Annotated in this window: 23 protein-coding genes; 17 read left to right on the forward strand and 6 right to left on the reverse strand. The window is 60.8% G+C overall.

The window, feature by feature from the left end:
- Positions 1–9: 9 nt before the first annotated feature.
- Entirely contained in the window at positions 10–462 is a 453-nt protein-coding gene (locus ACRC4F_RS14285; RefSeq protein WP_438659884.1) for a hypothetical protein, read from the forward strand.
- Here the strand turns inward: ACRC4F_RS14285 and ACRC4F_RS14290 are convergent.
- Genes ACRC4F_RS14290 through ACRC4F_RS14300 form a run of 3 tightly spaced genes read right to left on the reverse strand, consistent with a single transcriptional unit; the run spans position 447 to position 4,145 of the window.
- Positions 447–1,472 carry a DUF2955 domain-containing protein gene (locus ACRC4F_RS14290; protein WP_438659885.1) on the reverse strand — a complete coding sequence of 342 codons (1,026 nt, stop codon included), beginning with the start codon at positions 1,470–1,472 and terminating at the stop codon, positions 447–449. The genes ACRC4F_RS14285 and ACRC4F_RS14290 overlap by 16 nt on opposite strands.
- On the reverse strand, positions 1,462–2,610 hold the full coding sequence (locus ACRC4F_RS14295; protein WP_438659886.1) for an HlyD family secretion protein: 1,149 nt from the start codon (positions 2,608–2,610) through the stop codon (positions 1,462–1,464). Before ACRC4F_RS14295 ends, ACRC4F_RS14290 begins: the two co-directional genes overlap by 11 nt.
- Complete coding sequence (locus ACRC4F_RS14300; protein WP_438659887.1) at positions 2,607–4,145, reverse strand: efflux transporter outer membrane subunit; 1,539 nt, start codon at positions 4,143–4,145, stop codon at positions 2,607–2,609. Before ACRC4F_RS14300 ends, ACRC4F_RS14295 begins: the two co-directional genes overlap by 4 nt.
- 116 nt (positions 4,146–4,261) lie before the next feature.
- On the opposite strand from ACRC4F_RS14300, the gene ACRC4F_RS14305 reads away from it, so the two are divergent.
- Positions 4,262–4,786 (forward strand): transporter suffix domain-containing protein, encoded by a 525-nt coding sequence (locus ACRC4F_RS14305; RefSeq protein WP_438659888.1) that lies wholly within the window; start codon positions 4,262–4,264, stop codon positions 4,784–4,786.
- Positions 4,787–4,795: 9 nt separating this feature from the next.
- On the opposite strand, the gene ACRC4F_RS14310 is transcribed toward ACRC4F_RS14305, so the two are convergent.
- Positions 4,796–5,428 (reverse strand): response regulator, encoded by a 633-nt coding sequence (locus ACRC4F_RS14310; protein ID WP_438659889.1) that lies wholly within the window; start codon positions 5,426–5,428, stop codon positions 4,796–4,798.
- A gap of 33 nt (positions 5,429–5,461) precedes the next feature.
- Positions 5,462–6,829: a cache domain-containing protein gene (locus ACRC4F_RS14315; protein ID WP_438659890.1), complete on the reverse strand. Its 1,368-nt coding sequence runs from the start codon at positions 6,827–6,829 to the stop codon at positions 5,462–5,464.
- Positions 6,830–7,217: 388 nt separating this feature from the next.
- On the opposite strand from ACRC4F_RS14315, the gene ACRC4F_RS14320 reads away from it, so the two are divergent.
- From ACRC4F_RS14320 to ACRC4F_RS14365, 10 genes are all read left to right on the forward strand, one after another.
- Positions 7,218–9,275 (forward strand): carbon starvation CstA family protein, encoded by a 2,058-nt coding sequence (locus tag ACRC4F_RS14320; protein WP_438659891.1) that lies wholly within the window; start codon positions 7,218–7,220, stop codon positions 9,273–9,275.
- A 15-nt stretch (positions 9,276–9,290) separates the two neighbouring features.
- Positions 9,291–9,488 (forward strand): YbdD/YjiX family protein, encoded by a 198-nt coding sequence (locus ACRC4F_RS14325; protein WP_109631600.1) that lies wholly within the window; start codon positions 9,291–9,293, stop codon positions 9,486–9,488.
- Between the two features lie 211 nt (positions 9,489–9,699).
- On the forward strand, positions 9,700–10,521 hold the full coding sequence (gene ppk2 / locus ACRC4F_RS14330; RefSeq protein ID WP_438659892.1) for a polyphosphate kinase 2: 822 nt from the start codon (positions 9,700–9,702) through the stop codon (positions 10,519–10,521).
- A gap of 114 nt (positions 10,522–10,635) precedes the next feature.
- Complete coding sequence (locus ACRC4F_RS14335) at positions 10,636–11,616, forward strand: quinone oxidoreductase family protein (RefSeq protein WP_438659893.1); 981 nt, start codon at positions 10,636–10,638, stop codon at positions 11,614–11,616.
- Between the two features lie 14 nt (positions 11,617–11,630).
- A complete protein-coding gene (locus tag ACRC4F_RS14340; RefSeq protein ID WP_438659894.1) occupies positions 11,631–12,479 on the forward strand; it encodes a TauD/TfdA dioxygenase family protein in 849 nt (282 codons plus the stop codon).
- A gap of 87 nt (positions 12,480–12,566) precedes the next feature.
- Positions 12,567–13,619, forward strand: coding sequence for a 3-keto-5-aminohexanoate cleavage protein (locus ACRC4F_RS14345; RefSeq protein WP_438659895.1), 1,053 nt, complete (start codon positions 12,567–12,569; stop codon positions 13,617–13,619).
- Between the two features lie 89 nt (positions 13,620–13,708).
- Entirely contained in the window at positions 13,709–15,037 is a 1,329-nt protein-coding gene (locus ACRC4F_RS14350; protein ID WP_438659896.1) for an MFS transporter, read from the forward strand.
- Positions 15,034–15,696, forward strand: a complete 663-nt coding sequence (locus ACRC4F_RS14355) for a DsbA family oxidoreductase (RefSeq protein WP_438659897.1) — start codon at positions 15,034–15,036, stop codon at positions 15,694–15,696. The genes ACRC4F_RS14350 and ACRC4F_RS14355 overlap by 4 nt, the downstream gene beginning before the upstream one ends.
- Positions 15,693–16,019: a Rieske (2Fe-2S) protein gene (locus tag ACRC4F_RS14360; RefSeq protein WP_438659898.1), complete on the forward strand. Its 327-nt coding sequence runs from the start codon at positions 15,693–15,695 to the stop codon at positions 16,017–16,019. Before ACRC4F_RS14355 ends, ACRC4F_RS14360 begins: the two co-directional genes overlap by 4 nt.
- Complete coding sequence (locus ACRC4F_RS14365) at positions 16,016–17,026, forward strand: YeiH family protein (RefSeq protein ID WP_438659899.1); 1,011 nt, start codon at positions 16,016–16,018, stop codon at positions 17,024–17,026. The genes ACRC4F_RS14360 and ACRC4F_RS14365 overlap by 4 nt, the downstream gene beginning before the upstream one ends.
- A 159-nt stretch (positions 17,027–17,185) precedes the next feature.
- Here the strand turns inward: ACRC4F_RS14365 and ACRC4F_RS14370 are convergent, their stop codons facing one another.
- Positions 17,186–18,202 carry an AraC family transcriptional regulator gene (locus tag ACRC4F_RS14370; RefSeq protein ID WP_438659900.1) on the reverse strand — a complete coding sequence of 339 codons (1,017 nt, stop codon included), beginning with the start codon at positions 18,200–18,202 and terminating at the stop codon, positions 17,186–17,188.
- A gap of 260 nt (positions 18,203–18,462) precedes the next feature.
- Here ACRC4F_RS14370 and ACRC4F_RS14375 point away from each other — a divergent pair, with 260 nt between their 5' ends.
- The 5 genes from ACRC4F_RS14375 to ACRC4F_RS14395 all read left to right on the forward strand — a co-directional run bounded on the left by ACRC4F_RS14375 (position 18,463) and on the right by ACRC4F_RS14395 (position 26,229).
- Positions 18,463–19,029, forward strand: a complete 567-nt coding sequence (locus tag ACRC4F_RS14375) for an RBBP9/YdeN family alpha/beta hydrolase (RefSeq protein ID WP_438659901.1) — start codon at positions 18,463–18,465, stop codon at positions 19,027–19,029.
- Positions 19,030–19,156: 127 nt separating this feature from the next.
- Complete coding sequence (locus ACRC4F_RS14380; protein WP_438659902.1) at positions 19,157–21,172, forward strand: DUF1302 domain-containing protein; 2,016 nt, start codon at positions 19,157–19,159, stop codon at positions 21,170–21,172.
- 39 nt (positions 21,173–21,211) lie between these two features.
- Positions 21,212–22,570, forward strand: a complete 1,359-nt coding sequence (locus ACRC4F_RS14385; protein WP_438659903.1) for a DUF1329 domain-containing protein — start codon at positions 21,212–21,214, stop codon at positions 22,568–22,570.
- A gap of 67 nt (positions 22,571–22,637) precedes the next feature.
- Positions 22,638–23,711, forward strand: a complete 1,074-nt coding sequence (locus tag ACRC4F_RS14390; protein ID WP_438659904.1) for a WD40/YVTN/BNR-like repeat-containing protein — start codon at positions 22,638–22,640, stop codon at positions 23,709–23,711.
- 31 nt (positions 23,712–23,742) lie between these two features.
- Complete coding sequence (locus tag ACRC4F_RS14395; RefSeq protein ID WP_438659905.1) at positions 23,743–26,229, forward strand: efflux RND transporter permease subunit; 2,487 nt, start codon at positions 23,743–23,745, stop codon at positions 26,227–26,229.
- Positions 26,230–26,240: the final 11 nt, after the last annotated feature.

Here is a 26,240-nt window from a genome sequence, read left to right on the forward strand (position 1 = left end):
GAGGTCATCATGAGCAAGGTATCGTCCCTTGGCCTGTGCGTTCTCTTGTCGGTTTCATACACCCAGGGTTGGGCTGCAACGGTCGTTCCGATGAAAGGGCAGAGTTCGCAACAGACTCAGTTGGACATCAATGAATGCAACAGCATCGCGGCCAGCCAGACTGCGTCGACGGCGTCTCCCTCCGGAGGGCGCCTGAAAGGTGCGGCCGTGGGGGCCGCTGCCGGAGCGGCCGGGGCCCAGGTGCGTGGGAATCAGCGTGACGAGGTTTATGATCGCGTCGATGACGACGTGAAACAGGACTATCGGCAGAATCGCGCCAAAGAGACCGCTGCGGCGGGGGCGGTGGTGGGCGGTTCGCGTCAGCGCCAGGAGCGCCGGGCACAAGAGAAAACCAATGCCGCGAACACCTCGACGGCCTACACCAGTTGCCTGCAAGGCAAGGGCTATCAGGTTAATCCCTGAGCACGTCGTGGCCGCTGTTCGAGCAGATGCATCATCAGGCAGGCATACAACGTGACGGCGAGGAACAACCCCATGCGCACTGCAAACGCGGTGTACACGTCCTTGCCGGCGATGCTGTCCTGAACCGACTGGCCCAACAGGATAATCAGCGTGATCAATGTGTTGACCCAGAACCCCGGGCTGTACCGGGTCGGGCTCAGGGCGTAGAGCTTTCGCGCCAGCACCAGGCCAAACAGCAGCATCCACAAGTAGAACATCCACAGGTGCACAAACAGGCTCAGAGCGCTCCAGAACAGGATCGCCAACAGGCCGGCGAGCAAGGTTGATCCGACGAGTTCACGACCGGCGTTGTTCGCATTGGTTGCGGAGCTTTGCTGACCCAGGCTGACAGCCTTGAGGATGATCGGCAGGTAACCGGCCGGGTCGATCAACGCCAGCAGGAACGCCGGCAACACGATCAGGGTTGCACGCAGCGCCACTCGACTGACTTCTTCGGCGGGCAAAGTCGGGGCGGGCGGTGGGGAAGGGGCGTTGGGAGGGTCCGGGAACACGCCATGACTGAGCGCCACGACTGCAACGGCGAGCAGCAATCCCTTGACCAACGCGCCGATAACCATCGCCGCCAGATCAAATTCTGCGACGCCGGCCGAGGAAATCATGGTCAGGCCAATCACCAGGAAGGTCACGATCAGGGCATTGCCGCCGCGCAGGCCAAAACGGAACACCAGGAACAGACTCAAGCCGATCAGCAGCACGCCAGTGACGGGGTAGTAACGCAGGATCGGGATCAGCAACAGGCCGAGACCTGTGGTCAACATTGCGGCCAGTGCGAGCACTACCGCGGCCTTGAAGGGCAACGGGCGATTGATCGACGCCAGCAGGATCAGGCACAGCACCGGCGCCAGAAAGGGAATGGGCAACCCGAAGCCGAAACTGGCGGCCAGGCACAATGCCGTGCCAGTGGCGAGACGCAATGCGCGCTGTTCCCGGGGCGTGCGTTTAGTAGGCATACGAAAGCCAGCTCATGAACCCGACAAACACGCGGCCCAACGGGTTCAACGGGTTGCCCTGGGTAGGGAAGGCCATGACTTCGGCCTGCCCGCCGGCACGGATGGCGCGGCTGTCACGCAAGGTTTTTCGGGCATCCTCGGAGAACTCGATAATCACCGGAAAACGCTGGGCCGGGCGCAGCCAGTCGCGGCTGTTTTGCACGCCGGGCAAGGTGCCAGGCGCGGGTGTCTGGCCGACACTGACCCCGTAACCGACACTGCGTACGCGGCCCTCGAACACTTCGCCCGGCAGTGCATCCAGGACGATCGCAACCGGCGTATCAACCGTCACCAGACCGAGGTTGTTTTCGGTCATGTCGGCGCTGATCCACACATCGTGGATGGCAATCAGGGTCATGACCGCGCCACCGGCAGCGGCGAATTGCCCGGCGTCGGTGCGCAGGTCGGTGATCAGCCCCGCTGAACGCGCACGAATCTGCGTGTTGGACAGATCCAGCTCAGCTTTCGACAGCGCCGTGGCAGCGCTGCGCAGCAGGGCGTTGTCTTCCTCGCTGCCCCCTTCTTGCTCGCGCGCACGTTGCACTTCGGCGCGGGCGGCAGCGACCTGACTGACAGCGTGTTCACGGTTGGCGCGAGACACTTCGAGCAAGCGTACGGAAATGGTCCCAGGGTCCTCGCGGTACAAGCCTTCGAGACGCTGATTGTCCTGTCTCGCCTTGAGTTCGTTGGCCTGCGCGGCGCGCAAGTTGGCTTGCGCCGAGGCGATCCCGGCGGTGCTGGCGCCGATCTGTCGACGGGTCGATTCAAGGTCTGCCCGCGCCCGGTCGACGGCAATCTGGTACGGTTGCGGGTCCACCTCGAACAGCACATCCCCGGCCTTGACGTCCTGATTGTTGCGCACGTTGACGCGGATCACCCGGCCGGCGACTTCCGACGCCACCGGAATGACAAAGGCTCCGACGCGCGCTTGTTGCGTATAGGGCGTGAAGCGGTCGGCCAACAGGTACCACGCCAGGCTCAGGAGAATCAGGAGCAGCACCCATTTGATGCCTTTTTTCGCCGGGTCGGCGGCAGGCGGGGGAGGCGCTGGAGGTGTGGGGGCGGGCGCCTCTGGGACAGGCTGCGCGGCTTCACTCATGGCTGTTTACCTTGTGGGAACTGTGGGGCGGCGGGCTCGGTCAGCAGGTCGCCCCAGTCGGTGCGCTGTTCCATCTGCCGGCGGGTGGTTTCATCGACTTTGGGTTGGGCGCTGTACCAACCGCCACCCAGGGATTTGTACAGGGCAATCAGATTGCTCACGGCGTTGCTGCGGGCGACCAGGTAGTTGTCTTGCTGCTCGAGCAGGGCGCGCTGGGCGTCCAGCACACGCTGAAAGTCAGAGTAACCTTCGCGGTACTGCGCGCTGGCCAGCACCAGCGAGCGTTTGGCGGCCACTTCGGCTTCGCTGAGGATGCGTTCGCGCTCCAGCGATTTGATCAGGCCAGTGGCGGCATCGTCAGCCTCGCGCGCGGCCTGGTGGACTTTGTCGCGATACGCCTCGATCAGCTGCTGTAACCGTGCATCCTGGATGCGCACGTTATTGCTGATCTGGCCATGGTCGAACAGATTCCAGCGCAGGCTGGGTCCGCCGATCAGGTCCAGGCTCCTGGACGTCCCGTTGAGCGTGTCGGCCGACCAGACGATGCTGCCCAGCAGGGTCAGCGATGGATAGAAATCACTTTCGGCCACGCCAATCAATGCCGACTGTGCGGCGACATTCAACTCGGCGGCGCGCACATCGGGCCGACGCATCAGCAAACCGGCCGGTACGTCCTGAAGCACGGCGCGATCAATCAGCGGGATCAGCCCTTCGTTTTGCACCAGCAGCGGCAACGTGCCGGGCGGTTGTCCGATCAGCACGGCCAAGGCGTTGCGGGTTCGTTGCAGCTGGTCCTCCAGGGTGGGGATGGTGCTCAGCGTGCCGAGGTATTGGGTTTTGGCCTGTTGCAGATCGAGTTCGGCTTGCTGGCCGCTGTTGAACAGCTTTTCGGTGATCTCGAAGTTACGTTTTTGCTGCTTGGCGTTCTCCCGGGCGACGCGCAATCGCGCTTCGGTGGTGCGCAATGAAAAGTAGGTGTCCGCCACCTGGGCGCGCAGCAACACCAGCACATCTTCATAGTTGGCCTGGGCCGCAAAATAATTGGCGTCGGACGATTCGATGGCGCGGGCGAAACGCCCCCAGAAGTCCAGCTCCCAGCCAATGTCAAAGCCGGCGCTGTATTGCCAGAAGTGGCTGTCCTGCGGATTGGCGCCACCGGATTGCCGGCGGTTGAAGTACAGACTGTCGGCGCTGGCTTGCTGCAGTTGCGGGTACAGCCCGCTTTGCGCAATGCCCAATTGGGCACGGGCTTCCATCACACGCAGACCGGCGATTTTCAAGCTGGAGTTATGAGCATCCGACTCGGCGATCAGTTGATTGAGCAGCGGATCGTCGAAGACCTGCCACCACTGGCGGATATCCGGGTGAGTCCCGCGTTGGCTGGCGTTTTCGAGAGCGGCGGTGTTCCAGTGTTCGACCCAGGGTTCGCCCGGCGGCTGGAAGTCCGGTCCCAGCCGCACGCAGCCACTCAGGCCAAGTGCGCCGAGCAAGAGGAGGTGGCCTGGCAGCCTCAGCAGGGAACGGCCTCGATGCATTGGGTAACGTCCAACCAGGGAAGGTCACTGGAGCATAGCCGTCCAAATGAGCAACCGGCTGCTAAGCTTCTCAAGCACCCTCAAACCTTCTGCGATCACTTATAGGCAGGACACTCATGAGTAACCCCCAAGGTCAGGCTGAACCTCATTCCGCTGGTTGGCGCTTCAAAGTGGGCATCGCCATTATCTGCTTGATGTTGGGCTCGTGGCTGATGGTGCCGATCGCCGCCGCACTCGACATTCCAGGCTCAAGAATCGCTGCGCTGACCGGCGTTTTGTTCATCAGTAACAAAGTCCTGCTGATCGTGGTCATTGCCGTCATGGGCAAGGCCGGGTTCCAGCAGTTGAAAAACAAGCTATTCGGTTACGTGTCCGGCCTTGCGCCGTCGATAGATGCCGAAGTGGGGCCGATTCGTCATCGGCTCGGTATCGTGATGTTTTGTTTGCCCCTGATCTCGGCTTTTCTTGAACCCTACATCGACACGTTCTGGCCTGGGCTCAGACCAAACCTGTGGCAGTTGCAGGTGCTGGGGGACGCCATGCTGATTGGCAGCTTTTTCGTGCTGGGGGGCAACTTCTGGGACAAGGTGCGGGCGTTGTTTATCCGCACGGCAAAGGTCGTCAATCCAGAGACAGTGTGAGGCTGTTCACTAGCGCGTGATGATCCCGTGATCGATTGCGTATTTGACCAGCGCCGCAGGTTTGTCGATGTTGAGTTTGCGGCGGATGCTCAGGCGATGGGTTTCGACCGTGCGCACGCTGATGTCCAGCTCGCGGGCCATTTCCTTGTTGTTGAGTCCCTGGGCCATTTTGTACAACACCTGACTTTCACGGGGCGTCAGCTCGTTGTCGGTGCTTTTGTCAGCAATCAGCCGCTGGGCGATTTCGGCGCTGTAGAACGTGCCGCCACTGGCGATGGCCTCGATGGCTGCAATGATTTCCCGCGACGGTGAGTTCTTCAGCACATAGCCGCTGGCGCCGGCGCGAACCGACTCACTCACGTATTCGTAATTGTCATACATGCTCAGCACCAGCACCTTCAGCGACGGATACTGGTTGCGCAATACACGGGTCAGCTCAAGCCCGTTCATATCGCGCAGGCTGATGTCGACCAGCAACAAGTCTGGCTGGCAGCGTCCGACCATCTCGATGGCCTGCGCGCCGCTCTCGGCTTCGCCCACCACTTCCAGGGGCGCCATGACCGCGAGCAGCGCTTTGATCCCGTCGCGGACCAGGGAGTGATCGTCGACCAGGGCGACGCGGATCGGGTAGGGCAGGTTCATCGCGGGAGTTCACTCTTGTTGTAATGGGTTGCGTCAGCGTTTTGTGCCGGGCATTTTCATCGGCAGCAGCACGTCCAGTTCACTTCTTCCGGGCATCGATATCAGGTCGAAGCGTCCGCCGAAATGTTCGACCCGCTCACGGATGTTACGCAGGCCAATGCCCGCGTGGCGACGTTCGACCTGGGCGACATTGAAACCGATGCCGTCGTCGACTACGGTCAGGCGTACGGATTCTTCCGACCCGTGCAGGGAAATCGAAACGTTTTTTGCCTGTGCGTGGCGTTCGATGTTGGTCAGGCCTTCCTGCACAATCCGGAACAGCGAGACCGCTGCGCCATCGACCAGGTCACAGTCGAATTCATTATCGTCGTAAGTCACGGCAAGGCCGCTGCGTTGCTCGAATTCGGCGGCCAGCTGGCCGATCGCCGCCGGCAGGCCCAGGGTGTCGAGCAGCGACGAACGCAGGTCGTGAGAGAGGCTGCGAACCTCACCAATTGCGTCGCCGAGGCGTGCGGTGGCGTCTTTTAGCGTGCTCAAGCCCTTGTCTTGTGCCGGGTCATTCTCCAGCAACAGACTGGCCAGTTCGAACTGAAACTTGATGGAGACGAGCACCTGGCTGATGCCGTCGTGCAGCTCGCGGGAAACCCGTGAGCGTTCTTCTTCCTGCAAGCTGACGATCCGCTGGGTCAGGCGCTGAAGCTTTTTGTCGGCCAGACGATGCTCGCTGACATTGAGTGTCATGCCGCTGGCGAAGACAAACAGCACGGCCACGAGGGCCACCGCGGCAATCGCCAGCATGGTCTTGCGGATGCCTTGGGCCACTTCATCGCGCGCCTGCTGGGTGGCGCGCTCGACGTCTTCCAGGTAGATGCCGGTGCCGAGCATCCAGCCCCAACGATCGAGCATCACTACGTAGGCGAGCTTGTCGGTCACCTGGCCGGAGGAGGGCTTGTTCCAGGCGTAACGCTGAAAACCTTCGCCGGATTGCGCACTTTTGAGCAGCGCCTGAATCACCGGCAACCCGTGCGGATCCTTCATGTCCCACAGGTATTTGCCCACCAGCTCCGTCTGGCGCGCATGCATCAGGCTGCGACCTTCGCGGTCGTAGACGAAAAAGTAGCCATTGATGCCAAAGCTGAGTTTGCGCAGTTCCTCCAGCACTTGTTGCTGGGCGCGCTCGTCACCGTGGCCGTCGTCGTACAGCGGCGCAATCAGGCTTTGCGCCATTTCCACGTAGTTTTTCAGTTCGGCACGCTTGCTGGCCAGAATGCTGTCTTCGATCAGCTGCGCCTGTTGATCGCCGAGTTGGCGATTCAGGGAGATCACCAGCGCGCAGATCACAGCAATGGCCAACACCAGCGGCAGAATCCCGAGCGCGACGATTTTGTGTTTGAGCTGCATCTTGGCTCCTGACCGGACCGAGGAAAGGCGAAGGCCCGGCATCATATGCCAAAGATACGCGCGTCCAGTAGCGGCGCTGGACGGAATGACCTGCGGCTCAGTTGAAACGCATAGCCCCTGTGGGAGCCAGCCTGCTGGCGATAGCGGTGGCACAGTCAACATCAATGGTGAATGTCAGTCCGCCATCGCCAGCAGGCTGGCTCCCACAGGGGGATTGCATTTCAGCTGACAGATCGGGGGTGTCTACGTAGAACTACGTAGATGCCACGTACGTAGTAACGCGGATTTATTTGTAGACGGCATGCGGGGATATTGGGCCAGCTCCGCACCGCGGACACAATTATAAAAATTACCGCCGCAGTCACTGGCTGTCGGCAGGAGACACGCTATGCCCCGTCTGGCTAAACACCTCGCCTGGTTTGCCGTGGCTGTCCTGGGAGCGTTTGCGCTAAGTGTCGTGGCCCTGCGCCGCGGCGAAGCGATCAACGCCCTCTGGATCGTAGTCGCAGCCGTCGCTATCTACCTCGTCGCATACCGCTACTACAGCCTGTTCATCGCCACCAAGGTGATGCAACTCGACCCCAATCGTGCCACGCCCGCCGTCATCAACAATGATGGCCTGGACTACGTGCCGACCAACAAACACGTACTTTTCGGCCACCACTTCGCCGCCATCGCTGGCGCGGGGCCGCTGGTCGGTCCGGTTTTGGCCGCACAGATGGGCTATCTGCCCGGCACACTGTGGCTGATTGCCGGCGTAGTGCTGGCTGGTGCGGTTCAGGACTTCATGGTCCTGTTCATGTCTACCCGCCGCAACGGCCGCTCGCTGGGCGACATGGTCCGTGAAGAAATGGGCCGCATCCCCGGCACCATCGCGCTGTTTGGCTGCTTCCTGATCATGATCATCATCCTCGCGGTGCTGGCACTGATCGTCGTGAAAGCCCTGGCCGAAAGCCCGTGGGGCATTTTCACGGTGATGGCGACCATCCCGATCGCGATGTTCATGGGCATTTACATGCGCTACATCCGCCCGGGCCGCATCGGTGAAATCTCGGTGATTGGCGTGTTGCTGCTGCTGGGTTCGATCTGGCTCGGTGGGCAGATTGCCGCCGATCCGGTCTGGGCCAAGGCCTTTACGTTCACCGGCATTCAGATCACCTGGATGTTGATCGGCTACGGTTTTGTCGCAGCGGTGTTGCCGGTGTGGCTGATTCTGGCGCCGCGTGATTACCTCTCCACGTTCCTGAAAATCGGCACCATCGTGGCCCTGGCGATCGGCATCCTGATCACCATGCCCGACCTGAAAATGCCGGCACTGACCCAGTTCATCGATGGCACCGGACCGGTGTGGAAGGGTGGGTTATTCCCGTTCCTGTTCATCACCATCGCTTGTGGCGCGGTCTCGGGTTTCCATGCGCTGATTGCTTCCGGCACCACGCCGAAGCTATTGGCCAGCGAAGGCCATGCCCGTTACATCGGTTACGGCGGCATGCTGATGGAATCCTTCGTCGCCATCATGGCGATGGTCGCCGCTTCGGTGATCGAGCCAGGCGTGTATTTCGCCATGAACAGCCCGGCGGCGCTGGTTGGCTCCGATGCTGTTTCGGTTGCTCAGACAGTCAGCAGCTGGGGTTTTGCAATTACTCCGGAAGCGCTGCAAGCCGTGGCCAAGGACATCGGTGAAACCACCATCCTGGCCCGTGCCGGCGGTGCGCCGACCCTGGCGGTCGGTATCGCGCAGATCCTGCACCACGTTCTGCCGGGTGAAAACACCATGGCGTTCTGGTACCACTTCGCGATTCTGTTCGAAGCATTGTTCATCCTGACCGCCGTCGACGCCGGTACCCGTGCCGGACGGTTCATGCTGCAGGACTTGCTTGGCTCGTTCGTGCCATCCCTGAAACGAACCGAATCCTGGACTGCCAACCTGATCGCAACCGCCGGTTGCGTGGCAATGTGGGGTTATCTGCTGTACCAGGGCGTGATCGATCCACTGGGCGGCATCAACACCTTGTGGCCGCTGTTCGGCATCTCCAACCAGATGCTGGCCGGTATCGCGCTGATGTTGGCGACTGTTGTGCTGATCAAAATGAAACGCCAGCGTTATGTCTGGGTGACCATGCTGCCAGCGGTATGGCTGCTGATCTGCACCACCACCGCGGGCTTCATCAAGCTGTTCGACGCCAACCCGGCGATCGGTTTCCTGGCCCTGGCCAAGAAGTACAGCGACGCGCTGGCCAACGGTCAGATCCTCGCCCCGGCGAAGAGCATCGACCAGATGCACCACGTGATCTACAACGCCTACACCAACGCAACGCTGACAGCGCTGTTCCTGCTGGTGGTCTTCAGCATCCTGTTCTTTGCGCTCAAGGTCGGCATTGCCGCCTGGGGCACCAAGGAACGTACGGATAAAGAAGCACCGTTCCAGGCGCTGCCGGATGCGTGATGGAGGAGGGCGCTAATGTTCAATGACCTGAGTCGTCTCGGCAAATACCTCGGTCAGGCCGCACGCCTGATGGTGGGCATGCCGGACTACGACACCTACGTCGAACATATGCAGAGCAAACATCCGGACAAACCGGTGATGAGCTATGAGGTGTTCTTTCGGGAACGCCAGGAAGCGCGTTACGGGAGCAAGGCCGGGCCGAAGTGCTGTTGACCCGGTTGTCGGGTTAACAGCAATTCCTGTGGGAGCTAGCCTGCTGGCGATGGCGGACTGTCAATCAACAGTGATGTTGAATGTTCAGCCGCCATCGCCAGCAGACTAGCTCCCACATTTGTTTTGTGTTGCTCACCGGCTGCCTCGGCGTCCTGTAAATGTTTAACCATGGACTAAACTCAGCGATCACAGCGAATGTGAGGCTCTGACCATGGCAAAGGACAAGAAAGGCACCAAGAAAGCTGATTCCTCCGCAAGCGCCAGGATGTCCAACAAGGACTACCTGAGAGAACTGCGCCGGCTGCATGTCGAAATCGTGAAGTTGCAGGAGTGGGTAAAGAACAAGGGCATCAAGATCTGCATTGTCTTCGAGGGCCGCGACGGGGCAGGCAAGGGCGGGACGATCAAGGCGCTGACCGAACGGGTGAGCCCGCGTATCTTTCGGGTGGTGGCGTTGCCGGCGCCGACCGACCGTGAAAAAAGCCAGATGTATGTGCAGCGCTACCTGCCACATTTGCCAGCGGCGGGCGAGGTGGTGATCTTCGATCGCAGTTGGTACAACCGTGCGGGCGTCGAGCGGGTAATGGGCTTTTGCACCCAGGAGCAAGTTGTCGGTTTCCTGAAGGCAATCCCCTTGGTGGAGCGCGCGATCGTCGAATCGGGCGTCATCCTGCTCAAGTACTGGCTGGAAGTCAGCCCGCAGGAACAGACCCGCCGGCTTGAAGCGCGCATCAAGGATGGGCGCAAAATCTGGAAGCTGACCGCAATGGACCTGAAATCCTACAGCCGCTGGTATGACTACTCTCGCGCTCGGGATGACATGTTCAAGGCAACCGATACCGGGCATGCCCCGTGGCTGGTGGCCGACTCGAACGACAAACGACGGGCTCGCCTGAACATCATTACCGATTTGCTCAGTCGCATTTCTTATGAGGAAGTGCCGCGCGAGAAGGTCAAGCTGCCCAAGCGGCAGGCCCCCGGCGGCTATCGTGAGCCGAATTACCCGCTTAAACGAATCGCCGAAAAGTTCTGACAATTGTCATGAAATGAAAAGCCGTTGTCGTCTGATGAGAAGCGTCTCGTCAGGCTGCGACCTACAGTCCAGTCAGCGTAAATCGACGCATTGCAGACTGGAGAATAAGAAAACATGGCCAAAGCCGTCCGCTTCTACGAAACCGGTGGTCCCGACGTACTTCGCTATGAAGAGGTCGATGTCGGCGAGCCTGGCCCGGGTCAGGTTCGTCTTCGGCATGTGGCTGTCGGCCTGAACTATGCCGATACCTATTTTCGCAATGGCACCTACCCGATCCCGTTGGCCAACGGCATGGGCGTTGAAGCCTCTGGCGTCGTGCAGGCAGTCGGCGAGGGGGTTACCAATGTCGAAGTCGGCGATCGCGTTACGTACACCGGTTTTCTCAATACGCTGGGCGCGTACAGCACCGAGCGCCTGATCGCGGCCGCACCGCTGATCAAATTGCCCGAAACCATCGGTTTCGAGACCGCCGCGGCCATGACCATGCGCGGATTGACCTCGTCGTACCTGATGCGGCGCATCTACAACTTCAAGGCGGGCGACAGCATTTTGCTGCACGCCGCCGCGGGTGGCGTCGGCCTGATCGTATCGCAGTGGGCCAAGCTGCTCGGCCTGACGGTGATTGGCACCGTATCCACTGAGGCCAAAGGCGAAATCGCCCGTGCCCACGGCTGCGACCATGTCATCAATTACAGCCACGAAGACGTCGCCCAAAGCGTACGCGAATTGACTGATGGCGTTGGCGTCAACGTGGTGTTCGACAGCGTTGGAAAGAATACCTTCATGGGGTCGCTGGATTCGCTCAAGCGTCGCGGCCTGATGGTGTGCGTCGGCACGGCGTCCGGCCCGATCCCGGCCTTCGACCCGGTGATGCTGGCCATGAAGGGCTCGCTGTTCCTGACCCGTCCGGCCCTGGCCGACTACATCGCCGACCCTGCGGAAAAAGCCGCCCTGGCAGGCGAGTTGTTCGACCTCGTCGGCAGCGGTCGCATCAAGATCGAAATCAACCAGCACTATGCTCTACAGGATGCCGTGCAGGCCCATCGTGACCTGGAATCGCGCAAGACTACCGGCTCGTCGATTTTCGTCATTTAAGGGAGCGGCCTGCCATGAAAGTCGAACAATTGACCTGCAACATCGGCGCGGAACTGATCGGCGTCAACCTCGCCGACGCGGTCCACGACGACGGTCTTTTTGCCGAGATTCGTGCCCAGTTGCTCACGCATCGGGTGGTGTTCCTGCGTGACCAGGACATCAGCCGGGCCGAGCACGTGGCTTTCGCCCGTCGTTTCGGCGAGCTGGAGGACCACCCGGTGGCCGGCAGCGACCCGGACTACCCTGGCCTGGTGCGCATCTACAAGAAGCCGGACCAGCCGATGGACCGCTATGAAAACGCCTGGCACACCGACGCGACCTGGCGCGAGGCGCCGCCGATGGGCTGTGTGTTGCGCTGCGTGGAATGTCCTCCGGTGGGCGGTGACACGATGTGGGCAAATATGGTCGAAGCCTACGAAAACCTGCCCGATGACGTGAAATCGAAGATCGCTGACCTGCGCGCCCGACACAGCATTGAGGCCAGTTTTGGCGCAGCCATGCCAAAGGACAAGCGTCTGGCGCTCAAGGCCATGTACCCGGATGCCGAACACCCGGTGGTGCGCACCCACCCGGAAACCGGAGAAAAGGTGCTGTTCGTCAATGCGTTCACCACCCACTTCAGCAACTACCACACCCCCGAGCGGGTGCGCTTTGGCCAGGACGCCAACCCGGGTGCCAGCGAGTTGCTGCGCTACCTGATCAGCCAGGCGTACATCCCCGAGTACCAGGTGCGCTGGCGCTGGAAGCCCAACAGCATCGCCATCTGGGACAACCGCAGCACCCAGCACTACGCGGTCATGGATTACCCGCCGTGCCATCGCAAGATGGAGCGTGCCGGAATCATCGGCGACACGACTTACTGATCGACCGCCTCTGCAATCGCACTCGCAACTGCGCCCATCGGGCTCGATCCCGGCTGGGCGGACAACCAATAAGAACAGGAGTAACCCATGCAATTCTTCGACGATTCCCTGCACCCGGAAAACATGGAAAAAGTGGTCATCACCGTGGCCCCCTACGGCCCGGAATGGATGCCGGAAGACTTCCCCGAAGACATCCCGTTGACCATGGATGAGCAGGTGCAAAAAGCGGTGGATTGTTATGACGCCGGTGCAACAGTTTTGCACCTGCACGTGCGTGAACTGGACGGCAAGGGCTCCAAGCGCCTGTCCAAGTTCAACGAGCTGATCGCCGGTGTGCGTGAAGCCGTGCCGGACATGATCATCCAGGTGGGCGGCTCGATTTCCTTCGCCCCCGAGAGCGATGGCGAAGCGGCCAAGTGGCTGTCTGATGATACCCGTCACATGCTGGCCGAGCTGACCCCCAAACCGGATCAGGTCACGGTGGCGATCAACACCACCCAGATGAACATCATGGAACTGCTTTATCCGGAATACCTGGAAGGCACGTCCCTGGCCAACCCCCTTTTTCAGGCAGCGTACAGCGAGATGACCGTGCCGGCCGGCCCGGCCTGGGTTGCCGAGCACCTCAAGCGCCTGATGGACAACGGTATTCAGCCGCACTTCCAGTTGACCGGCATGCACGCCATGGAAACCCTCGAGCGCCTGGTGCGCAAAGGCGTGTACAAGGGCCCGTTGAACCTGACCTGGATCGGCATCGGCGGCGGTTTCGATGGCCCGAATCCGTTCAACTTCTTCAACTTCATTCATCGCGCGCCGGATGGCTGCACCCTGACCGCGGAATCGCTGCTCAAAAACGTGCTGCCCTTCAACACCATGGCCCTGGCCATGGGGCTGCACCCGCGCGTGGGCATTGAAGACACTATCATTGATCAGAAGGGCAAGCGTTTCAGCTCGGTGCAACAGATCGAGCAAACCGTGCGCGTTGCCCATGAACTGGGTCGCGAGATCGCCACCGGCAAAGAAGCCCGTGAGATTTATCGCATCGGTGTGCAGTACCAGAGCATCGAAGAAACCCTGTTGGCCAACGGCATGGCCCCCAACCGCAAGGCTGGGCAGAAAGGTGTTCCGCAACGCGGCTGACCGTCAGCGCGGGCGGGAGGCCGAAGCCTCTCGCTCGCTGCTCTGCAAAACGCTCGATAACAACAAAAATAAAGTTTCGAGGAGGCTATATGGCCTTTCACCCGATTGCCGCAGACGATGACGACGGTACCGTCGCGGTCGCGCGCAAATATGCCTGGATAGTCTTCGCCCTGACGTTCGGCCTGTTGATTTCCGATTACATGTCGCGCCAGGTGCTTAACGCCGTGTTCCCGATACTCAAGGGCGAATGGGCCCTGAGCGACGGCCAGCTCGGCCTGCTCAGTGGCATCGTTGCCCTGATGGTCGGCCTGCTGACTTTTCCCTTGTCGCTGATGGCTGACCGCTTCGGACGGGTCAAAAGCCTGGCCCTGATGGCCCTGCTGTGGAGCCTTGCAACCCTGGGCTGCGCATTGGCGCAGGATTACCAGCAGATGTTCATTGCCCGTTTCATGGTCGGTGTGGGCGAGGCGGCTTATGGCAGCGTCGGCATCGCAGTGGTGATTTCCGTGTTCCCTAAACACATGCGGGCCACGCTGGCCAGTGCCTTCATGGCGGGCGGCATGTTTGGGTCGGTGTTGGGCATGGCCCTGGGCGGCGCCATCGCGGCCAAGCTTGGCTGGCGCTGGTCGTTTGCCTGCATGGCGCTGTTCGGCCTGGTTCTGGCATTGCTGTATCCGATCATCGTCAAGGAAGCACGCATCACCCCGCAACGTGCGGTGAATGCGGCGAGCAAGGCTGCCGCCAAAATCAAACACCCGTTGCGCACGCTGTTTTCCAGTCGTTCAGTGATCGCGACGTATGTCGGCAGCGGTTTGCAACTGTTCGTCGGTGGTACGGTCATCGTGTGGATGCCCAGTTACCTCAATCGCTACTACGACATGGGGACGGACAAAGCCGGGGGCATGGCGGCGATCATTGTGCTGTGCAGCGGCGTCGGGATGATCCTGTGCGGCATGCTCAGCGACCGCCTGTGCCGCCATTCACCGGAACGCAAGGTGTCCCTGGCCATCGCGTACTGCCTGGGCAGTTGCGTGCTGTTATCGCTGGCCTTCGCGTTGCCGGCAGGGCCCGCGCAACTGGGACTGATCTGCCTGGGCATGCTGATTGCCGCTGGCACCACCGGCCCTGCCGGGGCAATGGTTGCCAACCTGACCCATTACTCGGTCCACGGCACGGCTTTCGCCACCCTGACCCTGGCCAACAACATTCTGGGCCTGGCTCCGGGACCGTTCATCACCGGCCGAGTGTCCGATGTAATCGGCTTGCACGGCGCCTTCCAACTGGTGCCCCTCGTCAGTGTCCTGGCGGCGGCGGTGTTCTTTTATGCCCTGTGTCATTACCAGAAAGACATCGCTCGGTTGAGGGATGAGCGCGTCCATGACGTGCCCGATACCGTAGCGTGCGAGGTGAAGTTGTGAGCGTTCGTTTACGGATTGATGTGTTTTTCGATTTCATCTGCCCCTGGTGCCTGATCGGCAAGCGGCAATTGGAGCATGCGCAGGTACAGTTTCGCAGTCGCCATCCACAGGTGCAGATCACCACAGCGTGGCATGGGGTGCAGTTGCTGCCTCAGTTGCCGTTAGAAGGTGAACCCTTCGCCGATTTCTATCGCAAGCGCCTGGGCAATGCCGACGCTGTGGCCCTGCGCCAGGCCCAGGTACAGCAGGCTGCCGCGGCGGTTGGACTGGTCCTCGATCTCGGCCGTATCGAGACGATGCCCAACACCGCTGACGCCCACCGTTTGTTCGAGCGTGTCAGCGCATTGGGCAATGCTGTTCAGCGTGAAATGTTGCTCGAACGACTGTTCGCTGCGTATTTCCGCAAAGGTGAAAACCTTGGTTGCCGCGAGACGTTGCTCGCCATTGCCCGCTCTTGCGGCGTCGATACGGACAGAGTGCTCGATTGCCTGAAAGGCGACGCCACCCCCTTTGACGGAGCCCGCGGTGCGCCCGGTGGTGTACCGAGCTTTCAGTTCGACCGCCGCATGACAGTGATCGGTGCACAACCCGCTCAGGCGCTGCTGGGGGCCATGAATGAAACACTCAGGGAACGTGATCGCGAGCGGCAACCGGCATGAGCAAACGTATTCCCGTACCGGCCGGCAAACACCCGCAGGCCGGTGGCCGCGCGCTGTTCGAGTTCGACGATAAAAGCCTGGCGCTGTTCAACGTCGACGGGCATTTGTTCGCCATCGACGACAGCTGCCCGCACCAGGGCGCGTCGCTGTGTGGCGGGCGCCTCGACGGGCGAATGATTCAATGCTGCGCCCATGGGCTGCGTTTCGATCTGGCCAGCGGTTACTTGCTCAATTCCAACACACTCAAGGTCGCCAACTACCCGGTCGAGGTCGTCGATGGCCAGGCCTTTATCGTCATCGTTTCCGAGGAGTCCGCGCCATGAGCGCTCTTGCTCTGACCCGTATCCACAGCCGAACGCGCGAGTTGGTGCCCGGTTTCATCGTCAGCCTGATCGTTGCTGCGGCCGCTTCCTTCTTGTCCGAGCATTACGGTGCGCCGGTGATGTTGTTCGCATTGTTGTTGGGCATGGCCCTCAATTTCCTGGCAGGTGACGGTGCATGCAAAGCCGGTATCGAGTTCACGGCGCGCACTGTATTGCGCATCGGCGTGGCGTTGCTGGGCATGCGCATCACCCTTGAGCAGATGGCGGCGCTGGGTTGGAAGCCGGTGGCCCTGGTGGTGATTCTGGTGGTCGTGACCATCAGCGTCTCGGTGATCGCGGCCAAAGCCCTGGGTTTTCAGCGCTTGTTTGGCATGCTCACTGGCGGGGCGACCGCCATCTGCGGGGCCTCGGCGGCCTTGGCGCTGGCGGCGGCGCTGCCAAACCATCCGCAGAAAGAGCGCGCCACGTTGTTCACGGTGATTGGCGTCTCGGCACTGTCAACCATGGCGATGATCGTCTATCCGATGATTGCCAACTGGCTGTCGTTGTCGCCGCAGGTGGCCGGGGTGTTTTTGGGGGCGACTATCCACGATGTCGCCCAGGTGGTCGGCGCCGGTTACAGCCTGTCGACCGAGACCGGCGATACGGCCACGGTCGTCAAGCTGATGCGCGTCGCCATGTTGCTGCCGGTGATCGTCTGCGCCGCAATGATTACGCGAATCCAAGGCGCCGACCCCACAGGCAAGCGGCCGCCGCTGTTGCCATGGTTCGCTGTCGGGTTTCTGCTGCTGGCTTGTCTCAACAGCACCGGCTGGATCGCCCCGGTGGTGCAGGGTTCAGTCAATGAGTTGTCGCGCTGGTGCCTGGTGGTTTCGATCAGCGCCTTGGGCATGAAAACCCAGCTCAAGGAACTGGCCTCCGTCGGTATCAAGCCGATCCTGCTGATGGTGGGAGAAACCGTGTTTCTTGTTGTTCTGGTGCTGCTGATGCTGCGCTGGGGGATGTAACCGCACCCTGTTCCACAGCCGCCGCATTGCGTTAACTCCAGCGTCGTGCGGCACTTGACCGGCGTCACAAGCACCGGTTTTTTACGGCGACTGCACCAGCAGCCGCCGTTTTTTTTAGGTGGCGACGCTACACAGATCCCACACAGCTCCTGCAGGGGCTCAGCGTTTAGTCGGATCGGGCTTTTGCGTGCTGCGCCAGGTGGCTGGCGGCATGCCGAACTGGGTGATGAACCAGCGGGTGAAAGAACTCGCCATGGAATAGCCCAGCATGTCGGCGATCCGGCCCAGTGAGTAATTCGGGTTCTCCAGATAACGCAGCACCAGGTCGCGGCGCACGTCGTTGATCAGGTCGTTGAAAGCGCAGCCATCGTCTTTGAGGCGACGCTGCAGCGTGCGCACGTTCATGCCCTGGGTTTGGGCGATTTGCTCGATAGTGGCGCGCCCCATAGGCAGCAACAGGTAGATGGCCTTGCGCACTTCGAACAGGGTCGACGGCCCATCGGGGCTCTGCAGTGAATCCAGGTAACGCTGGGCGTAACGGGCCATGGCCGGGTCGGCCTGAGGGTTGGTCATGTCGAGACTGGCATCGGGGCAGACGATGCCATTGAACTCGCTGCCGAACTCCAGATTGCAGCCGAACAGGCGCCGATGCAGCTGCAGGTTGTCCGGAGCCTGGTGAGTGAAGTTAACACTGTAGGGGTGCCAATGCGCCCCGAGCAGGGCGGCGCAGAGCCGGAACATCACGCCGATTGCCAGTTCATTGGCTTGTCGACAGGGCATAGGTGACTCGGTCACCACTTCCTCGCGGATGATCACCATCCTGCCTGCTTCTTCCACGAATATCGCCAGCGAGTCGTTCATCAGGTGCCGGTAATGCACCAGCACCTGCAACGCATCACGCAGGGTTCGCTGATGGCTGAGCAGCAGGCTGACCACCCCGAAATCCGAGAGCTGACGAGACTCGGCCATGCTCAGGCCGAAGGTCTGGCAGCCGCTGGCCGCCGCCGAGTCTTCCAGCAGGCGCACCGCCGAATCGATCGGAATACGGTGTTCCGGGGCTTGCAGGCGGGCCTTGCTGAGGCCGACGTTCGCCAGCAAATCATGTGGGTTGAGCCCCAGGTAATGGGCCACGTCCAGGTAGTTGGTCAAGACGGCGGCGCGAACGAGCTTGGTCATTGCAGAAGTCTTTCCTGGAGTGGTCCCTGAGGTGTCGATCGTGCCCGACTATAGCCAGCGCCTCATCAAATGAAAAGTTTTTGCAGGTACGTTTCCGACTGTTACTCGACTGCCAATCAGCGGCGATTTTTCTGTCATCAAAAGAAAACTCGTTGTCGTCAAATGAAAAGCGCTGAAGGTAGGCGCTCTTTAATGTCGGACCTACAAAAAGATTCTGGCGAAACAGCCAGTCGAGTCATCGTGAAGGTGAAGGTGCTGAAGTGGACAAACTGCAAACTGCCGCAACCGTTCTGATCGTACCGGGTCTGCGCGACCATGTTGCCGAGCATTGGCAAACGCTGCTGGAGGCTCGGTTGAGCAACGTGCGCAGCGTCCCGCCACTTGAAACCGACAAGCTCGACTGCGCGGCCCGGGTCCGGGCGATCCAGTATGAACTGGAGCAGATCGACGGCCCGGTGATTCTGGTTGCCCACAGCGCCGGGGTGCTGATGGTCGCGCACTGGGCTGCCCGACATCGCGCCCCGATCAAGGGCGCGCTGCTGGCCGCACCGCCTGACCTCGATGCCACCTGGCCCCAAGGCTATCCGTCGCCTGAAACCCTTCGCACCCATGGCTGGGACCCTCTGCCTGCCGGCGCGCTGCCTTTTCGCAGCATCGTCGCCGGCAGCACCAACGATCACCTGGCCAGCCTCGAGGCCGCCAGCCATATGGCACGTGAATGGGGCAGCGAACTGGTCAACCTCGGCGCAGTCGGCCATCTCAACCCGGCTTCGGGCTTTGGCCATTGCCCACAAGCCGAAGCACTCATTCTGGAACTGGATCGCTAGTCAGGCACCTGGCTGGCCGCAACCGTCCGGGATTTGCTCAACCGCGGGAAAAAACGCAGGTCATTCACCGGGCCTGTGCAAGGAAAGCTGCGCTTAAAAACAAGTACAACATGGCGGAGACACCGTAATGCATAACAACAAGAGTCACGGCCACACACACCCTTCGCGCCACAGTCTGTTGGCCCTGGCCATCTTCGCTGCATCCATGCCGGCGGCCAACGCCGTCGAGCTGGATACCGGCAATCCTGATTGGGCCGTGCGTTTTGACAACACCGTGAAGTACAACTACGGCGTGCGCACCGAAAGCGCGGACAAACGCATGCTGGGTACGCCGAACAACAACGACGGCGACTACAACTTTCGCAAGGCCGGGACCAATATCACCAACCGTGTCGATCTGTTGACCGAGATGGATGTGGTCTACAAGGACCACATGGGTTTTCGTGTCAGTGCCGCGAGTTGGTACGACAAGGCCTATGAAAACACCGGCTCCAACTCGAATCCGTTCGTCAACGGCAATAAGGAAACCTCGGGGCTGGTCGCCAATGACCCACGCCTGGCGCCCGTCACCAATGACAATGTCGGCTTTGGCAGCCCCCATCTGAGCAACTACGCCCAGCGCTACTACACCGGACCGTCCGGGGAAATCCTCGACGCCTTTGTGTTCTACAGCACCGAAGTGGGGGAGGAGTCGCTGTTCAGCGTCAAGGCGGGGCAGCACAACGTGTTCTGGGGTGAAACCATCCTCAACCCGGTGCATTCGATCAGCTACGGCCAGTCCGGCCTCGATCTGGCCAAACTGGCGGCGTCGCCCGGCACCGAGGCCAAGGAACTGTTTGTCCCGCGCAACCAGGTGTCGATGTCCTTCACGGTCAATCCCGAGTTGACTGTGGGCGCGCAGTATTTCCTCGATTGGGATGCCGCGCGCCTGCCTGAGGCGGGTACCTACTATGGCGGTTCCGATCTGGTGGGGTTCGGCGCGCAGTCGTTCCTGCTGGGCAACACCAATTCCGTGGTCCCTGGCAGCCCGTTGGGTTGTGGCCTGGCACCGTGCAACGCTCTGACCAACGTGCGCCGTGGCGATGACCTGAATCCGCGCAATGCTGGCGACTGGGGCGTCATGGCGAAATGGTCGCCCGCGTGGCTGGACGGCACCCTCGGCGTTTACTACCGCCAGACCTCGGACATTTTGCCCCAAGCCTGGCTCGACGCCCGGGGATTGTCCTCGGCCAACCCCAACGGCACGCGGCCAGCGGGTCAGGTGCCGGCGGTCGTCAACACGCTGAACTCGTTGAGCACCGCCACCTATCAATTGGCGTACTCCGACAAGGTTGAAATCTTCGGCTTGAGCCTGTCGAAGGACGTTGGCGGCATCAGCGTCGGCAGCGACCTGAACATCCGTCACAACATGCCGTTGGCCAGTATCCCGGCAATCGTCAGCACCAACAGCCCCCTGGGTCTGGGTCAAGGTCTCGGCCTGTTGCCGCCACGGACCGCAGCCACCGGCGTCATCTACGACACCCCGCACGACGGCGACAGCATGAGTGCCACCGGCGACACGTTGCACTGGACGATCAACGGCTTGATGACCTTGCCAAAGACACCGGTGTTCGATTCGGCGGTCCTGCTCGCCGAGCTGTATTACAGCAACCTGCTCAAGCTCGATGACAAGAACGAAGCGCTCTACAAGGGCAAGAGCACCTACCGCGGCATCGACGCGCCGACTCGTGACAACTGGGGCCTGGCGGTCAACTTCACGCCGACCTGGTACCAGGTATTTCCCGGCGTCGACATGAGTTTGCCGATGTCCGTCAACGTCGGTCTCGATGGCGTTTCACCGGTCTCGGGTGGTGGCGCAAAAGACACCGGCAACTATGCGTTTGGCGTCGGTGCAGCGATCTACAACAAGTACTTCGTCGACCTCAAGTATGTCGACTCCTTTGGCAAAGCTGACAAATGCAATGTCAGCGGCAACAGCACCGGTGCGGCCAACGCCGGAAGTGGCGACGGCTCCACGCCGAACGCCTTCAGCGGTAACGAAAACTATGCGTGCTACGCCGGTGGCTATTCAGCCTTCTCGGGCGGCGGTGCGACCACCGAAGACCGTGGCGCACTGTACCTGACGCTGAAAACCACCTTTTGATTCACCCAATGCTTAGACACTAGGCAGGAGATCGATCCCATGAAATTCGTGCAAACTCTGCTGGCCGCTTCATTGGCCATGACCGTTGCCGCTCATGTTCAGGCCGCCGTATCGGCGCAGGATGCGGCCCGACTGGGTAGCAGCCTGACCCTGATCGGCGCCGAGAAGGCCGCCAATGCCGACGGTTCCATTCCCGCTTACGCCGGCGGGCTGACTACGGCTCCGGCCAGTTTCAAGGCAGGCGACAGCATGCGCCCGGACCCGTTTGCCAGCGAAAAACCGCTGCTGGTGATCGATGGCAAAAACGTTGATCAATACAAGGCCATGCTCAGCGCTACCACCGTCGAACTGGCCAAGCGGTTTCCCAGCTACCGCGTCGATGTCTATCCGACCCATCGCACCGTTGCATTGCCGCAAGCGGTGCTGGACAACAGCCTGAAGAACGCCAATGGCGCCAAGTCCCTTGAAGGCGGACTGGCCATCGACAACGTCTTGCCCGGTGTGCCGTTTCCGATCCCGCAATCGGGCAGCGAGGCGATGTGGAACTTCCTGTTGCGTTACCAGGGCGTCAACATCAACTCCAAATACGATTCCTGGAACGTCGACTCGGCCGGCGTACCGAGCCTGGCCACCACGGGGCAGGCGTTCATCACTTACCCGATCTACGAAAACATGGCACAGCCCATCAGCAGTGCCGACGTGTACTACCAGATGAAGCTGTATTACACCGGGCCAGCGCGCCGTGCCGGTGAATCAATCATGCTCAAGGATGCCGCCAACCCGCTGGAGCAACCTCGCCGTGCCTGGCAATACCTGCCTGGCCAGCGTCGCGTGAAATTGGCACCGAACCTTGCGTATGACACGCCGAACCCGGGCACTGCCGGCGCCGGTACTTATGACGATGTGTTCGTGTTCAACGGTGCCCTGGATCGCTACGACTGGAAGCTGGTCGGCAAGCAGGAAATGATCGTGCCGTATAACACCTACAAGCTGACCTACGCCCAGGATCCGAAAAGCCTGACCACCCCCAATCACTTGGCGCCCGACTTCGTACGTTGGGAAAAACACCGCGTGTGGGTGGTGGAGGGCAACCTCAAGCCGGGTGCACGCCACGTGTACCAGAAGCGCCGTTTCTACCTGGATGAAGACAGCTGGGCCGCACTCGCGTCCGACCAATATGACGCCCGTGGCCAGCTCTATCGCGGCTCCTTTGCCTTTCTCAGCCAGAGCTATGACAAGCAGGTGCCGGACTCCACGCCTTTCATGATCTACGACCTGGTCGGCGGCTCCTACAACATCAACGGTGTGGTGGGCCCTTACGGTGGCATCCGTTACATCGACTCGCTGTCCAAGGCGCAGTGGTCGCCGGAGTCCCTGGCGGGGGCCGGTATTCGCTAAAGCGCCGTGTTTCAACGCCGGGTGCACACACTGTGCACCCGGCGCAGCTTTTTGATGAGGACGCAGTATGTGTTCGTATAAAAAGTACCGGCAGTCCGCGCTGGCAATGGCGCTGGTTTTGGTGCACGGCTTCACTCAGGCAGACAGTTACGTCGACGTGCTGGACCTGCCGGCCAAGTCCAGCGCCCTGGCAATCCGCAGCCCGTTGTTGGGCGTGACCCGGGCGGGTGAGCGTCTGGTTGCGGTCGGCCAGCGTGGGCACATTCTCTATTGCGATGAGGGCGGCGACGCCTGGCAGCAGGCCACCGTACCGGTCAGCGCCGACCTGAATGCCGTCAGTTTTCCTTCTTCTACCCAGGGTTGGGCGGTGGGTAACGACGGCGTGGTACTGCACAGCAGCGATGCCGGCCTGACCTGGAAAAAGCAATTGGACGGCCGCCAGATCGGCGCCTTGCTGGTTGAGCATTACGGGGCATTGTCCCGGGTCGAACCGGGCAATGAACAATGGCTGAAGTTCGTCGAGGACGGGCATCGGATGATCGAGGAGGGCGCCGACAAGCCACTGCTCGACGTTTGGTTCGCCAATGAAAAAACCGGTTATGTGGTCGGTGCGTTCAACCTGATTCTGCGAACCGACGATGGCGGTCAGCATTGGACACCGTTCCAGGACCGCACCGATAACCCGCAAGGGTTGCACCTCAATGCCATCGCCTACACCGGGGATGCGCTGTACATCGTTGGCGAACAGGGGCTGCTGCGCAAGTGGAATGAATCGGCGCAGCGTTTCGTTGCGCTCGATACGCCTTATCAGGGCAGTTTTTTCGGAGTGATTGGCAAACCGGGAGAGGTGCTGGTCTACGGCCTGCGAGGGCATGTGTTTCGAAGCATTGACGGCGGTTCCAGCTGGACCCCGCTCGACACCGGCTTGCAGGTCAGCATCACAGCCGCCACACGGGGTGCCGACGGTCGTTACCGATTGTTCAGCCAGGCTGGACACATGCTGCTCAGCAGTGGCGATGACGCCCGACTCAAGTTGCAAAACCAACCTGACCTGGCCCCGTCCGCCGGCGCCGTCAGCGCTCCTGACGGTGGCCTGGTGTTGGTCGGCAGCCATGGTGCACGCGCACTGAACATCAAATAAGAACCGGATAATTAAGAGCGAGTACCCAGACATGGGCAACATCAAGCAAGACACCATGCCGGTGATCCGCCACGTGCGTGACTTCGATCGATGCTCCGGCAACCGGCTGGAGCGTTGGGTATTCAATTACCGTCCGCTGTTTATGCTGCTCATGGCGTTGATCACGTTGGTGCTGGGCTATATGGCGGCTACCCGCCTGGAGCTGCGTCCCAGTTTCGAAAAGATGATCCCGCAGAGCCAGCCCTACATTAAAAACTTCCTGGAGAACCGCAAATCGTTGCGCGGCCTGGGCAGTTCAGTGCGGGTGGTGGTGGAGAACACCCAGGGCGATATTTTCGACCCCGAGTACCTGACCGTGCTCAAGCAAGTCAACGACGACTTGTTCCTCACCGAAGGCGTCGATCGCGCCTGGATGAAATCATTGTGGAGCCCGGCGGTGCGCTGGACTGAAGTCACCGAGGAGGGCTTCCAGGGCGGCCCGGTGATGCCTGATGCCTATCACGGCTCGCCCGCAGACATCGAACAGCTGCGCCAGAACATCAACCGCGCCGGCATTGTCGGCAGCCTGGTGGCCAGTGATTTCAAATCGACCATGTTGATCGTGCCGCTGATGGACAAGACTTCGGCGACCGGGCGCAGCATCGACTATCACGCGTTCGCGCAAATGCTCGAAGCGCAGCTTCGTGACAAGATCGAGTTCGCCGGTGACAGCCAGGCAAGCAAGGCGGGGGAGGAGGGGAAGGGCAAGTACAAGGTCCGCGTGATCGGATTTGCCAAGCTGATCGGCGACCTGATCGACGGCCTGATCCAGGTCATGATGTTTTTCGGCCTGGCCGTCGTGACCTCGTTCGTCATCATCTACCTCTATACGCGTTGCCTGCGCAGCACCTTGTTGGTGATTTTCTGTTCACTGACCGCGGTGGTCTGGCAACTGGGCATTGTGGCCTGGCTGGGGTATGCCATCGATCCGTATTCGGTGCTGGTGCCGTTTCTGATCTTCGCCATCGGTGTGTCCCATGCTGCGCAGAAGATGAACGGCATCATGCAGGACATTGCCCGTGGCACCCATAAACTGGTAGCGGCGCGCTACACCTTCCGCCGGCTGTTCATTGCCGGGGTCACCGCGCTTTTGGCTGATGCGGTGGGTTTCGCCGTGCTGATGCTGATCGACATTCCGGTGATCCAGGACCTGGCAATTACCGCCAGTATCGGTGTCGCCGTGCTGATCTTCACATCGCTGTTGCTGATGCCGGTGGCGCTGTCCTACGTCGGCGTTGGCGCCAAGGCCGCCGAACGTGCGCTGAAGATCGACACCCGCGCAGCGCAGAGTCGGGGCTTCGGCAAACTGTGGGATTTCCTTGACCGTTTCACCACGCGCAAATGGGCCTCGGGCATCGTACTCGGTGCCGTGCTGCTGGGTATCGCAGGCTTCGCGATCAGCTTGCATTTGCAGATCGGTGATCTCGACAGCGGCGCGCCAGAGTTGCGCGCAGACTCGCGTTACAACCGCGATAACGCCTACATCACCAGCCACTACGCGCTGTCCAGCGACCTGTTTGCGGTGATGATCAAGACCCCGCCGGAAGGCTGCCTGAATTATCAGACACTGGTTCTGGCTGATCGCCTGGCCTGGGAACTGCAGCAATACCCGGGTGTTCAAGCGACATCATCACTGGTCAATGCCGTGCGTCAGATCACCGCCGGTTCGTTCGAGGGCAACCCGAAACTGAACAGCATCCAGCGCAATCAGAACGTGCTGAATTACGCGGCCCAGCAGGCTTCCGTCAATGCGCCGGAGTTGTTCAATACGGACTGCTCGGTGATGCCCGTGATCGCTTTCCTCAAGGATCACAAAGCCGAAACGCTGGATGCCGTGGTCGCCATCGCCGACAAATTCGCCAAGGAAAACAGCAGCGAAAATCGGCAGTTTCTACTGGCGGCCGGCACCGCGGGCATTGAAGCAGCGACCAACATCGTGGTGCGCGAGGCCAACCACACGATGCTGCTTTACGTTTACGCTGCGGTGACGTTGTTCTGCCTGATCACCTTCCGCAGTTGGCGCGCCACGTTGGTGGCGCTGCTGCCACTGGTGCTGACGTCGATCCTGTGCGAGGCGTTGATGGTCGCGATGGGGATTGGGGTAAAGGTGGCGACGTTGCCAGTGATCGCATTGGGCGTCGGGATTGGCGTGGATTACGCGCTGTATTTGCTCAGTGTGCAGTTGCACTACCAGCGCCAGGGCATGTCATTGGCGCAGGCTTACCGCAATGCGGTGTCTTTCACTGGGCGAGTGGTGGGGCTGGTCGGCATCACGCTGGCAGCGGGTGTGGTGTGCTGGGCCTGGTCGCCCATCAAATTCCAGGCCGACATGGGCATCCTGCTGACCTTCATGTTCCTCTGGAACATGCTCGGTGCGTTGATCCTTATTCCAGCGCTGTCGCATTTCCTGCTGCGCAATATTCAACCCATTCCAACGAAGTCCACCGAACGTACGGCGGAACTGATTGGCACCCCCTAGCAAGGGGGCAC

The organism is Pseudomonas sp., from assembly GCF_051660785.1.
Taxonomy (GTDB): Bacteria; Pseudomonadota; Gammaproteobacteria; order Pseudomonadales; family Pseudomonadaceae; genus Aquipseudomonas.